This window comes from Phocaeicola oris, from assembly GCF_021295095.1.
GTDB lineage: Bacteria > Bacteroidota > Bacteroidia > Bacteroidales > Bacteroidaceae > Phocaeicola > Phocaeicola oris.
Genome location: NZ_JAJLQX010000011.1, coordinates 65,414 through 79,666, shown reverse-complemented (window position 1 = coordinate 79,666; position 14,253 = coordinate 65,414). Strand labels below are relative to the sequence as shown.

The window sequence follows — 14,253 nt, the reverse complement described above, 5'->3', positions numbered from 1 at the left end:
AGAAAGGATCGGCTCCATTTTTTATATAATACCTCTGTTCGGGATAAGGGAATTATTATATTATGCATTCTTATAATTTACAATCAATAAGTTATAAAAATACACGATAAAATAGCCTTTCCTAATCACCCGATTGATAGATACTTATATCCCATCGAACACATGTTAGTCTATTTCTCCTTTCTTTTCGCTTCGTCCCAAATCTTATCCATCTCTTCAAGCGACATATCTTTCAGGTTCTTTCCTTCTTTAATAGTATGTTGTTCCAGATAATTAAAACGACGGATAAATTTCTGATTAGTATGTTCCAACGCATTATCCGGATTCAAATGGTAAAGACGAGCTGCATTAATCAGACTGAACATCACATCGCCCAATTCCGCCTCTGCTTTCTCCTTATCCATACTCTCCACCTCTGTCTCAAACTCACGAATCTCCTCTTTCACTTTATTCCACACCTGAGAGCGATCTTCCCAATCGAATCCCACTGCACGAGCTTTATCCTGAATACGGTACGCTTTGATAACCGATGGTAATGATGACGGCACACCACTCAACACCATTTTATTACCATCTTTTTCTTTCATCTTCAGCTGTTCCCAATTATTTACGACTTGCTCGGCTGTATCGGCAGCAGCCTGACCGTAAACATGCGGATGGCGATAAATTAGTTTATCACAAAGCTTGTCACATACATCTTTAATATCAAAATCGCCACTCTCGCTACCTATCTTCGCATAGAAAACGACATGAAGCAACACATCACCTAACTCCTTACAAATGTTTCTTTCATCCCGATTAAGAATGGCTTCACTTAATTCATACGTCTCTTCTATCGTATTCGGACGCAAACTCTCATTTGTTTGCTTATGATCCCACGGACACTTCACACGAAGCGTATCCATAATATCTAACAGCCTTCCGAAGGCTTGCATTTGTTCTTCCCTTGTATGCATATCTAACTTTATTTGTTAAACAAAAGTAGCAATAATTTCTCCAATTATGCGCCATTTTTATTAATTTTGCAACTTGTTATGTGATAATCGTTATTAACAATATACAAAATGGAATTAGCAAGTAAGTACAATCCCACGGATGTGGAAGGGAAATGGTATCAGTATTGGCTGGACCATAAATTGTTTAGTAGCAAACCCGACAGTCGTGAACCTTATACCGTCGTCATTCCTCCGCCAAACGTAACAGGAGTGCTCCACATGGGACATATGCTTAACAATACTATACAAGATATCTTAGTCCGTAGAGCCAGAATGGAAGGCAAAAACGCATGTTGGGTTCCGGGTACCGACCACGCTTCTATCGCTACCGAAGCTAAAGTTGTAAATAAACTTGCAGAACAAGGTATCAAGAAAACCGACCTTACCCGCGATGAATTCTTAAAACATGCTTGGGCATGGACCGATGAACACGGAGGCATCATTCTGAAACAACTTAGAAAACTCGGTTGCTCGTGCGACTGGGATCGTACATCTTTCACCATGGACGAAGTTCGCAGTAAAAGCGTTATCCGCGTATTTGTCGATCTATACAACAAAGGGCTTATTTACAGAGGCGTACGTATGGTCAACTGGGATCCGAAAGCACTAACTGCACTAAGTGATGAGGAAGTTATCTATAAAGAAGAAAACAGTAAACTGTACTACCTGAAATATTACGTTGCTGAAGATGACGGTACCGGTGAGACCGGTGACGAAAAGGAAATAGTTCATCGCGACGCAAACGGAAAGCGGTATGCTGTGGTTGCGACCACCCGCCCTGAAACTATCATGGGTGATACCGCTATGTGTATCAATCCGAACGATCCGAAGAATCGCTGGTTACGAGGAAAGAAAGTCATCGTTCCATTGGTTAACCGTGTTATTCCGGTTATTGAGGACGACTATGTTGACATTGAATTTGGTACAGGCTGTTTGAAAGTTACTCCTGCTCACGATGTAAACGACCATATATTGGGTGAAAAATATAATCTGAAAACCATCGACATCTTTAATGATAACGGAACCATCAGCGAGGAAGCCGGAATATATGTCGGCATGGATCGTTTTGATGTCCGCAAACAGATTGAACTCGACCTTGAAGCTGCCAACTTGATGGAAAAGGTGGAAGCTTACACCAATAAAGTTGGTTTTTCCGAAAGAACCAATGTGCCTATCGAACCCAAACTTTCTATGCAATGGTTCCTGAAGATGCAACATTTCGCCAATTTGGCAACCGATCCGGTGATGAATGATGATATTCAATTTGTTCCGGCTAAATATAAAAATACATACAAGCATTGGATGGATAACATTAAAGACTGGTGCATCAGTCGCCAACTTTGGTGGGGACATCGCATCCCTGCGTACTTCCTTCCACAAGGGGGATATGTGGTTGCCGAGACAAAGGATGAAGCCGTAAAGATAGCCCAAGAAAAGACCGGCGATAAAGAATTAAAAGCTTCCGATTTGCGTCAGGATTCCGACTGTTTGGATACATGGTTCTCTTCATGGTTATGGCCTATATCGTTGTTCAACGGTATACTCAACCCTGATAATGAGGAAATAAACTACTACTATCCGACATCCGATTTGGTAACCGGTCCGGATATCATTTTCTTCTGGGTTGCCAGAATGATTATGGCAGGTTACGAATATCAGCACAAAATGCCTTTCAAAAATGTATACTTCACCGGTATTGTTCGTGATAAGTTGGGCAGAAAGATGTCTAAGTCGTTAGGCAACTCACCCGACCCGTTAATGCTGATGGAGAAGTACGGGGCTGATGGAGTCCGTATGGGTATGATGCTCTCCGCTCCTGCAGGAAACGATATCTTATTCGACGAAGCTCTTTGCGAACAAGGCCGTAACTTCAATAACAAAATATGGAATGCTTTCCGTCTGGTTAAGGGATGGCAAGTTGCTGATACTGAACAACCTAAATATAATGAGTTAGCTGCCCAATGGTTCGAAAGCATACTAACAAAAACAGCTGCCGAAGTTGCCGACTTGTTCAGTAAGTACCGTATCAGCGAGGCTTTAATGGCTATATATCGCCTGTTCTGGGATGAGTTTTCGGCATGGTACTTGGAAATGATTAAACCGGCTTATGGCGCGCCTATTGACAAAATCACATACGAAAAGACGTTAGAATTCTTCGATGGATTATTGAAGTTATTGCACCCGTTTATGCCATTCATCACGGAAGAGTTATGGCAGCATTTGGCCGACCGTAAAGACGGCGAAAGTTTAATGATAGAGAAGATGGAATTTGCTTCATCTTGGAATGAGCAAGTTATTAACGAGTTTGAAATGGTTAAGGGTATTATCAGCGGTATTCGTAACATCCGTACTCAAAAGCAGATTGCTCAAAAAGAAGTGCTCAACCTGCAAGTGGTTGGCGATAACGCCGTTGCAGAATATAATGACATCATGACCAAACTTTGTAACTTAAGAAGCATTCAAGTTGTTGAAAACAAGGCTGATGGCGCTGTTAACTTCATGGTTGGGACGACAGAATACGCTGTTCCGTTGGGCAACTTAATTGATGCCGACGAGGAGATAAAGAAGCTTGAAGCAGAATTAACTTACGAGGAAGGCTTCTTAAAAAGCGTTCTGAAAAAGTTAAGCAACGAGAACTTTGTAAGCAAAGCCCCGGCTAAAGTCATTGAAATGGAGCGCAAGAAACAGAGCGACGCGGAAAACCGTATCGCTGTTATTAAAGAGAGTATTGCCGTATTGAAAAAGTAATCTTATAATAGAACTTACTGTTGGCCGTTACTTGGCAAAGTGATGCGTATGAGTTGCTAAACTCATACGCATCATTCACTGAAAAGATACGCATAAACTCACTCACTGATACGCATCACTTTGACGGATGATACGCATCACTTGGCTTTACTCTCTTTTTAAACCTTATGCGTTATAAAGTCCTATTGTTGCATTCATTTAGAACAGCATAAACGGAATTGCCGGTCATCTGCCCTTAGAGACTATACAAAAGACTAAAACAAGAGCCTTTACCAAAGGCTGACACGCTCTGATTCCGAACGCCACATCTTATCGCCTTCCCTTACATTAAAAGCCTCATAGAATGCCGGCATAACAGACAACGGACCCAACACACGCCATTTCGCAGGGGAATGTTCGTTACTTTTAACCTGCGATGCCATAGCTTCAGGACGCATCTGCTCCATCCATGCCAATGCATAACCCAAGAAGAAACGTTGTGCAGGGGTATAGCCGGAAATAATCTCATTATGCTTGTATTGTGCCGTACGTTGAAAAGCCTCAAATGCCATGATTGTACCACCCAAATCTGCAATATTCTCACCCAAGGTGAGCTTTCCGTTGATATGCAAACTGTCAACTGTTACATAATCACTATACATCTTAACCACCTGCTCGGCTTTGACATCAAACTTTTCCTTATCTTCCTTTGTCCACCAATTACGCAAGTTACCTTGCGCGTCATAATTACAACTCCATCATCGAATCCGTGGGTAATCTCATGTCCGAAAGTACTCCCGATAATAGCATACAAAATAGCATCGTCCGGCATACGATTGCCGAATCCGGGAACAATAATATTACATCCCGGAATACAAATTTCATTATTCGACGGACTATAGTAAGCATTATAAGTCTGCGGCTGCATACCCCACTCCCATCGCTCAACCGGTTTACCATATTTACTTATCATACGGGCAAAACTCCATTGACGAACATTAATCATATTCTGTACATAAGAATCACGAGTAATCTCCAACTTGCTCATATCTTTCCAACGGTCGGGATAAGCCAATTTTTCATTCATGGCATTCAATTTCTGAAGTGCTTTCTCTTTGGTGGAATCACTCATCCAGTCGAGTTTCTTGATATGCTCAGCAAAAACTTCTTTCACTGCATTGCCTATCTCTGTAAACTTTTCCTTTACACCCTTCGGTAAATATTTCTCCACATAAACTTGGCCAACCAAATCTCCCAATGTTCTGTTGGTAGTGTTGACAACCCGTTTCCAACGAGGTTGTGGTTCCGGAATACCGTTCAAAGTCTTGGAATAAAAATTAAAACTCTTCATGTAAAGATCATCATTCAGATAATTGGCATAACCATCGATCAACATAAACTTCATAAAGTTCTTCCAATCTTCTATCGGATACTCGCGAAGCGTCATATTCAGCGCGATAAAAAATTCCGGTTGCCCGACAATGACCGTATCCACTTTCTCTAAACCTGCTTCTTTAAAATAAGTAACAAAGTCGAACGACGGAGTCATGGCACTGACTTTGGCCGTTGTCATTTTATGATAGTTCTCGTACGGATCACGCATATCTTCAGGATTTCGCGAAGCCTTAGCCATAGCAGTTTCTATCTCCAATTGTTTCTTTGCGGCAGCCTCAGCCTTATCAACATCATATCCCATCAACCGAAATACACTCTTTGTGTAGGTAACAAAGGCATCACGTATAGCTTTCGACTGATCATCCTGATTAAAATAATAGTTCTTACTCGGAAGAGATGTTCCTCCCTGCCCTAAAGAAACAGCTATGACATCACTGTTCATATCATCCTGTCCGACATAAAAGCTGAAGAATGGATTTTCACTAATAGAAGACAAATAGGCTGTCAACGCGCCGAGATTCCTCATATCCGACCATTGGTCAATCCTATCCAAATAATCTTTTAGCTCTGAAAGTCCTTTTTTATTCAGATTGACACTATCCATTCCGGAATAGTATAAGTCACCTATTTTTTGCTCGTTGCTTCCTTTTTCAAAATCCTTTCCGGATAAGCTCCTGCAAAGTTCCAACACCTGAGCTTTCACCGTATCGGCTACTATCGTAAAGATTCCATTCTCCTTCTCACTTGAAGGAATAGGATTCTCTTTAAACCACTGACCATTGGCAAACGACCAGAAATCATCTTGCGGACGAACCGTAGTATCGATATGCGCCACCAACGGATCAATAAAAACCTGTTGATCGCTCTTTCGGAGAGAACAAGAGAAAAAAGAAGCTGATAAAGCACAGCACCCTAACAAATAACCAATATTCTTCTTCATTATTATATACGTGTCTTTAGTAAAACCATTTTGAAAAGAGAAGGCATTTGTTCCGAACGGATCAAATGCCTCTCACTTATTTACATTCAAACTTATTTCTTCATCAAATCATCCAAGAATTTATCCAAATCCTCATCCAATCCTTTCATCAATTCTTCGTCTATTACAACCGTATCATTTTCATCCATAACAAGCAATTCGGTAACACTTTCTTTTTCATCGTCAACATAAACGAATGAATAAGGTTTCATTATATTCAAATCATCGAATGCTCCGCCCGATTTCATCTCATTAAGGATATTTCTTAAAATACGCTCTACCTCTGTATCGAAATCATCCTCATCATAGTCAACCCAGTCTTCAACAATGGCACGTGACAATTCACTATCATCATCATTATATATAATCAGTTCACCCACATCCTGCCTTGGCTGCAAATGGATATCGGTCACCACTTGATTTTCCTCAGAACCTCCCATGTATCTGCTGATAGCTTCTTTGATACATGAAATGATTGAAGCTTTAGACTGCTCACTGAATTTCATACTTAACTCCTATCTGTTAATCAATTCTCAAAAATACAAAGAAAAAAGGGACTTGCAACAAACTTTATCATTTTTTTTAATTTGACGTATCATTCTGTTTATTGAATCGTCGCATTTGAATATTCAATTGCACGATATCCTTTTGACGACTCAACAAAGCCACTTTATAATAATGAATCATATTCCGATCATTATCATTCAGTTCCTTTACCAACGATTCTGCCTTGCCAATAAACTCAACAGCCTTTTCTAAATCATCCTTCATCTCATAATAGAGCGCAATGTTAAAAGCCGCACGTGCCTTTATTTTCCCTTTCTTTGACGTATATACCTTGTTCCAAAGACGGTATGCCTCATCTAAATTATTCTCACGAAAAGCAACTCCGGCATCACGCATATCACTTATTCCTCCATCGTAATATGTACGTTGAATATTCAACCAGTAAGGAATCAGCGCGTCCGACAGTTTATACCCTGCATGCTTAGCTACCTCATCGGCAATTTCCCTATCTTTCAAACTTCCATATAAAACAAAAGTAAGAGAATCTTTTTCTGTTAAAGTCATAAAAGGTTTCTCTCTTCCCGGAATATACAGATGCACCAAAGAAACATATTTGGCCTCAGCAGCAGATTCAATAGAATCGAATAAATCATCATATACCTGAACATCCTTATTTTTAATATACAGGCGGTCGGCAGATATAATCATATCCGCGTCCAAATCATTCACCAATTGTTCCACTTGTTCTTGATGCAAAGGGTGATAGGTTTGCGAATCCTCAAGACTGTTTTGATAAAGTAAAGAATCACAGATAACCACTTTATCAAAATATTTTCCTTCAGCCAAAGCTGTTGCCAAATCTTGCGTTAACACACTTCCATTTCCCTCATACTCCCGTTTTCCGGAACGAACATAATAAGCTGAATCATATTCAGCCGGAGGCACATTATTTACGACAGCCACATTCCTCACCTGTTCGGGAAACGCGATTTTTGCCGGTTGAAGCTGGTCTATCTGAATCAACCCAATACTTCCACACGATGTCAACATTATGGCAACCACAGCAGCAATAAGAAACTGTAATCTCCTCATATATGCATATCTTTTCTTATTTTTCACAAATGTAATTCATTTATGATAAACAATGCGTTAAAAGGATTTAAAATGAAAAGAGCGGGCTAAATAACCCGCTCTTCTTAAGTATATAACTTCTATTATAAACCTCTTCCGTGACAATTCTTATACTTCTTACCACTTCCGCAAGGACAAGGATCGTTTCGTCCAATCTTCTTTTCAACACGAATCGGCTCCCGTTTAATATCCTGCTGGTTACGGGTATCCTGTGCAGCAGCTGCCTGCTGATTTGGATCGTTCAAGTCAACCTTAGTTTCATGATATTGTTGACGAGGAGTCGGCTGTTCAGGAGCTGCTGCCCTTATCTGTTCCGGTTCTTGCTGAACCGGAATTTGTCCACGCATCAATACGGAAATGGTATTATTATTGATGATATTAACCATATTATCAAACAAGTTGACAGATTCCAACTTAAAGATCAACAGCGGATCTTTCTGCTCATAGCTTGCGTTCTGCACAGAATGACGAAGATCATCCAACTCACGCAGATTCTCTTTCCATGCCTCATCAATGGTATGTAGCAGAATAGCTTTTTCAAAGCTCTTAACAATCTCTTTACCTTCTGTATTATAAGCGTCTTTTAAGTTAACCGGAATATTATACATGTGACGCCCGTCGGTAATAGGAATCAGGATATTTTCATACATCTCACCCTGATTTTCTTCTACCTGCTTAATAACCGGATAAGCTATTTGAGCCATACGGTCGGTCTTACGTTTAAAGTTGGCCATAGCTGTATCAAAGGTCTTTTCTGTCAGCTTATCATGATCGGTCTCATTATATTCATCCTCTGTAAATGGAATCTCCATCGCTAAAGTATGGAACATTTCTTCACGTACATTATTATAATCACCCAACTCAACTGCATACGCGCAACGATCCCAAATCATGTTGACAATATCCATACCGATACGCTCTCCCATCAAAGCATGACGACGTTTCGCGTAAATGACAACACGTTGCTTATTCATGACATCATCGTACTCCAACAAACGTTTACGAATACCGAAATTATTCTCTTCAACTTTCTTCTGAGCGCGTTCAATAGACTTGGATATCATCTTATGCTCTATCATCTCACCTTCCTTGAAACCTAATTTATCCATTACACCGGCTATTCTATCGGACGAGAAAAGACGCATCAGGTCATCTTCCAAAGAAACATAGAATACAGATGATCCCGGATCGCCTTGGCGTCCTGCACGACCACGCAACTGACGGTCAACCCGACGGCTTTCATGACGTTCAGTACCAATGATAGCCAAACCGCCGGCCTTACGGACCTCTTCGCTCAGTTTGATATCTGTACCACGACCCGCCATATTGGTAGCAATAGTTACCGTACTTGACTGACCTGCTTTAGCAACAATATCCGCCTCTTTCTGATGTAACTTTGCATTCAATACGTTATGAGGAATTTTACGCATATCAAGCATCTTACTCAACATTTCAGAAATCTCAACTGAAGTTGTTCCAACTAAAACAGGACGCCCCTCAGCAACAGTCTTCTCAATTTCCTCAATAACAGCTTTATATTTCTCACGCTTCGTACGATATACGCGATCGTTCATATCTTTACGTATAACCGGACGGTTAGTAGGAATGACCACTACATCCAGTTTATAAATATCCCAAAACTCACCGGCTTCAGTCTCTGCTGTACCTGTCATACCTGCCAACTTGTGATACATACGGAAATAATTCTGCAAAGTAATCGTCGCGAAAGTTTGAGTCGCGGCCTCAATCTTCACACCTTCCTTGGCCTCAACTGCCTGATGTAAACCATCTGACCAGCGGCGACCTTCCATAATACGCCCCGTCTGCTCATCAACAATCTTCACCTGACCATCAATAACAACATACTCATCATCCTTATCAAACATAGCATACGCTTTCAACAGCTGAAGAATAGTATGAACACGTTCCGATTTAACAGCATAGTTCGTGAGTAACTCATCTTTCTTTGCCAACTTATCCTCTTCTGAAAGGTCTTTTTCATTCTCCAGTTCCGCTAACTGGGCTGTAATATCAGGTAAAACGAACAAATATGGATCCGGATCATTACCTGTTAACTTATCAATACCCTTATCTGTCAAATCTACACTGTTTAGTTTCTCATCAATAACAAAAAGTAAAGGATCAGTAACCTCATGCATACGTTTATTGTTCTGCTCCATGTAAATCTCTTCAGTCTTCAACATTCCGGTTTTTATACCCGGTTCACTCAAAAACTTGATGAGAGCTTTGTTTTTCGGATAGGCCTTATGACTGCGATACAAAGCTAAAAAACCATTATCTATATCTTTTTGCTCAGAAGAAGCAATCAAACGCTTCGCTTCAACCAAATAATTTGTCGCTAACTGTTTCTGTAGTTCAAACAATTTCTCAACCACCGGTTTGTATTGTTCATACATCTGATCATCACCCTTAGGAACAGGGCCTGAAATGATTAACGGAGTACGGGCATCATCAATCAATACAGAGTCAACTTCGTCGACAATGGCATAGTTATGCGCACGTTGAACCAAATCCTTTGGGCTAATGGCCATGTTATCACGCAGATAGTCAAAGCCAAATTCATTATTAGTACCAAATGTAATATCTGCCATGTAAGCCTTACGGCGAGATTCAGAATTTGGCTGATGTTTATCAATACAATCGACACTCAATCCATGGAATTCATAAATTGGCCCCATCCACTCAGAATCTCGTTTTGCCAAATAATCATTGACCGTAACCATGTGAACACCATTACCGGTCAAAGCATTTAAAAATACCGGTAAAGTAGCTACCAACGTTTTACCTTCACCGGTTGCCATCTCCGCAATTTTTCCCTGATGAAGGACAACGCCACCAAATAACTGTACGTCATAATGAATCATATTCCAAACGATTTCATTACCTCCGGCCATCCAATGGTTAACATAAATAGCCTTGTCCCCTTCTATACGCAAAAAGTCCTTACCTTCTGCCGCCAACTGACGGTCAAAATCAGAAGCCGTAACAATAATTTCTTCATTCTCTGTAAAACGGCGGGCTGTATCCTTGACAATAGCAAAAGCCTCAGGCAATACTTCATTCAAAACCTTTTCATAAATTTCAAGGACTTCTTTTTCTAACTTATCTATCTCATTGAATACAGGCTCACGTTCTTCAATCTCCAGCGTTTCAACCTTAGCCTTTAATTCCACAATTTTCTTCTTATCATCCACTACAGGAGCTTGAATACGTTCTTTCAACTCTAAAGTCTTGGCACGAAGCTCATCATTACTTAATTTAGAGATATTAGGATATACAGCCTTTATCTTATCAACCCACGGTTTAATCTCTTTCATATCGCGGGTAGCTTTGTTTCCAAACAACTTCCCGACAAATTCATTAAATCCCATTGTATGTATTATTTTTATTTTCTAATTAATTTTGAGAGCACAAAGTTACAACAAATTACAAATAATAGCTTGATGTAACTCGCTTATTTTTTGAAATTTGAAATCGGAGATAAAGTAGAAGCGTTGGGTGCCCGTATTCTTAATGATTGTGCTACGGTAGGTGCTATATGACCTATTTTAATCGGAGTCTCAATAATTTCAGGTCTTACATCCCACCCCACTATATATAAAGGTACAGATGTATAAGCATGACGAACAACTTGTTTTATTCCTGTCTGATCATTAACAATAACCCATCCCGGTAATATTTCAACCCAAATATCACCCGAACAGGCAGCATTATAATGATTTTTTATTTTTTCCAAATCAGGAGTCCATGACCCCAATTGCATACGCTGTGAGGTATATACTTCTTTTACACCACTGAACTGCACCAAAAAATCTGCGCACTCGTTCATAATAGCTGTCAGATTCAGATTTTTCCTCTCCAACAATTTATGATTCAGATATATTTCCTGATTAGTAAAAGTTTCTACATATTGTCCATCTCCATGAAGTGCTACTAAATACATATTTAATAACGCAGCACATCGATTCATGTGAAATTCTCCACCGGGAATTCTATATTGAACAGGATAAGCAGATTCAGAATCCGAGAATCCGGTAGAAGTAATAAAAAACAATATATTACGAAGCCCCACCCTCCTATCAAGCATTTCTAACAAATCAGCTAAACTATTATCCAAACGCGCATACGTGTCCTGCATCTCCATTGCATAATCTTCTGCAGGGAGGTGATTATAATTTCCTGCGTAATATGCGATTGAAATAAAATCGGGAACTTCATCATTACCTATATTCGCCCCGCTTAAACAAGCATTAACCAATTTATTCACCTCGTCATTAACCATCGGGCTTGTTTTAAATCGGCGGTACTTATTCACCTTTTCATCTTTAAAATTATGCTTGAATGTTTGTTGATTAGCCTCCACCGTAAGATAATGATAGACCCCGACAGGTAAAGAAGGTACCCAACTTATATTGTCAATCCGAGTATCCAAACCATCATTGTCATTGATATTAGTCACCCAATTTGGAAAAGAACCATAAAAAGTACTACCACTCCATTTTCCTGTATCATCATTAATCCAAAAGGCGCCTTTCGCGGCATGTCCGGCAGCAATAACTGCCATTTCACGAGTCGGAGCAATAGAATACACTTCCGACTTACCTTGAGTAGCAACCATCAGTTCATCAGATAAATTTGACACTTTTAAATTTACAGGAGACGTAGACTCTGACGAATAAATTCCCATATAATGTGAATCATCAACACAGTCTACATTTCGAAGTGTATTACGATCCATATACATATTCCCCACAATACCATTCATGTAAGGAACTGTTCCTGTATGAATTGCAGCAACTGCAGATGCCTGATCTACACCTATAAAATCATACTCAACATGCTGATAAATCCGTGCCTCTTTTTTTAAACGCTTGAACCCTCTAGAGCCATACAATGCCTGAAATGCATCCAAATAATCTGACCGTAATTGGTCAATAGTTAATCCGACCACCAATTTTGGAACTTCAGACACATTTTGTGCTTGTAAGCTCAAAGCAAAAAAAGCAAAAAGAGACGTGAGTATATAATCCTTTTTCATTTATATATTCTGTAAACAATCAAATGACCTATCGAAGTAACAAGCAAGCTACATGCCAAAAGTATAACGGAAGCGTTAAAAGTTTGTGGCACAAGGCTCATTAAAATCAAAAAAATTATTAAATAGACAATGTTTATATAATGATATCTATCTTTTTTCTTCTTTATATCCTTATATATCATCCATGGGAGATACATTAATGGAATAGGATTAAGCAATACAAACAACCAATTACTGTTCACTGTTGGATGGGAAGAAAAGAACATGAGAAAGAATATTATTCCCCCCGCAATACCCTGCAGACCAAAGAAGAATAGATCCCAAATCCATATAATTTTTTTTCGTTTCCACTCTATAGCAACAATTATTATGGTAATAATCAACAATAGTATAGTACATATCAATGGAGAGAAAACAAACCCTTGGGGTAAAGATTTGTTAGTAAAAAGTTCTAAATATCCTTCACTTAGAACCAAATTACGAGTAGCAACAGACGTTACAATTTGAGCATCCCTCATATAGCTTAACAGATAAAATGGAGCAAACATTTGTAAGCGCATATCTATTGGCTTGTCTGCATCTTGTCCTAATAAAAGGTCAATGCCAAATTCATCCCATTTACTATCCTTTGTAAATTCATGAATAATAGAACGAAACGACTTCACTTCCTCTCTCTTTTGATAAACAACATTTCCATCTATACATGCTTCAAACATATCGCGAGCACGAGTAGTACAATTGTTATAAAAATAATTATACCTATATGTCCGGTTCTCTGGTTTATAGTTTTCTATTAATCCATTCCATAGCCGGGCAGACTCACTTTGGGTTAAATTTAAAGTCTGATAATAGATTCCCGTTCCTCGAAACTTATATTGGGAAACAAAATCACAGAATTTTTCCACACCCAATTCATAATCAGTCTTCCCTTCTACAAAACGTATCACGAAATTCGGCGCATTAAAACTGAACATACCATAATTGAATACGACATCCATCTTTTTAGTAAAGTTCTGACATCGTAATGCAGTATGACCAAAGAGTTGATATATCTCCTGCCCGGGTTGGCATGTCAACAAGCTCCACTGCAAACTATCTTGTTCAATAGCATAAATCGGTACGAATGAGAAGAAATAAACTATATATAGGATAAGCTTTTTCATGCAATAAGACATTCCATTTTAAGAAGACAAAGATACTTCAAACGTTTGATTTTTGCTCTATGCTTTAGTTAAAATCTATCCTATCGAACTAAAAAATCCATTAAAATATCATTAAATCTACACAAATAGTCAAATTTGATGCCCAAGTTATTCATTTTTTAATTTACTTTGTATCCGAATTAAATTCAATTTTAGAAAAAAGAATAATAACTCTTTTTGTTTTTTTAACTGAGAGGAAGTGTTTTTTTTTGATAGAAAGGTAAAAAAGTAGCATATTTGCAACTAAATTTATTTTTG

9 protein-coding genes are annotated in these 14,253 nt (G+C 39.1%); 1 reads left to right on the top strand and 8 read right to left on the bottom strand.

What is annotated here, in order from left to right; translation table 11 throughout:
* Window positions 1–170: 170 nt before the first annotated feature.
* Window positions 171–956 carry a nucleoside triphosphate pyrophosphohydrolase gene (gene mazG / locus LO761_RS07200; protein WP_272817608.1) on the bottom strand — a complete coding sequence of 262 codons (786 nt, stop codon included), beginning with the start codon at window positions 954–956 and terminating at the stop codon, window positions 171–173.
* Between the two features lie 108 nt (window positions 957–1,064).
* Between mazG and LO761_RS07195 the strand changes: the two genes are divergently transcribed.
* Window positions 1,065–3,743, top strand: a complete 2,679-nt coding sequence (locus LO761_RS07195; RefSeq protein ID WP_272817607.1) for a valine--tRNA ligase — start codon at window positions 1,065–1,067, stop codon at window positions 3,741–3,743.
* A 269-nt stretch (window positions 3,744–4,012) separates the two neighbouring features.
* On the opposite strand, the gene LO761_RS07190 is transcribed toward LO761_RS07195, so the two are convergent.
* The 7 genes from LO761_RS07190 to LO761_RS07160 form a co-directional block, all read right to left on the bottom strand.
* The gene (locus LO761_RS07190; RefSeq protein WP_272817606.1) at window positions 4,013–4,450 is read right to left on the bottom strand and encodes a M13-type metalloendopeptidase; all 438 of its coding nucleotides are present in this window, start codon (window positions 4,448–4,450) and stop codon (window positions 4,013–4,015) included.
* Window positions 4,366–6,057 carry a M13 family metallopeptidase gene (locus LO761_RS07185; protein WP_272817605.1) on the bottom strand — a complete coding sequence of 564 codons (1,692 nt, stop codon included), beginning with the start codon at window positions 6,055–6,057 and terminating at the stop codon, window positions 4,366–4,368. The genes LO761_RS07190 and LO761_RS07185 overlap by 85 nt, the downstream gene beginning before the upstream one ends.
* A gap of 92 nt (window positions 6,058–6,149) precedes the next feature.
* Complete coding sequence (locus LO761_RS07180; protein ID WP_272817604.1) at window positions 6,150–6,602, bottom strand: hypothetical protein; 453 nt, start codon at window positions 6,600–6,602, stop codon at window positions 6,150–6,152.
* 76 nt (window positions 6,603–6,678) lie between these two features.
* Entirely contained in the window at window positions 6,679–7,695 is a 1,017-nt protein-coding gene (locus tag LO761_RS07175) for a DUF6340 family protein (RefSeq protein ID WP_272817603.1), read from the bottom strand.
* A 122-nt stretch (window positions 7,696–7,817) separates the two neighbouring features.
* Window positions 7,818–11,126 carry a preprotein translocase subunit SecA gene (secA, locus tag LO761_RS07170; protein ID WP_272817602.1) on the bottom strand — a complete coding sequence of 1,103 codons (3,309 nt, stop codon included), beginning with the start codon at window positions 11,124–11,126 and terminating at the stop codon, window positions 7,818–7,820.
* 83 nt (window positions 11,127–11,209) lie between these two features.
* Window positions 11,210–12,793: an alkaline phosphatase family protein gene (locus LO761_RS07165; RefSeq protein WP_272817601.1), complete on the bottom strand. Its 1,584-nt coding sequence runs from the start codon at window positions 12,791–12,793 to the stop codon at window positions 11,210–11,212.
* Window positions 12,790–13,956 (bottom strand): lipoprotein N-acyltransferase Lnb domain-containing protein, encoded by a 1,167-nt coding sequence (locus tag LO761_RS07160; protein WP_272817600.1) that lies wholly within the window; start codon window positions 13,954–13,956, stop codon window positions 12,790–12,792. Before LO761_RS07160 ends, LO761_RS07165 begins: the two co-directional genes overlap by 4 nt.
* Between the last annotated feature and the right edge of the window lie 297 nt (window positions 13,957–14,253).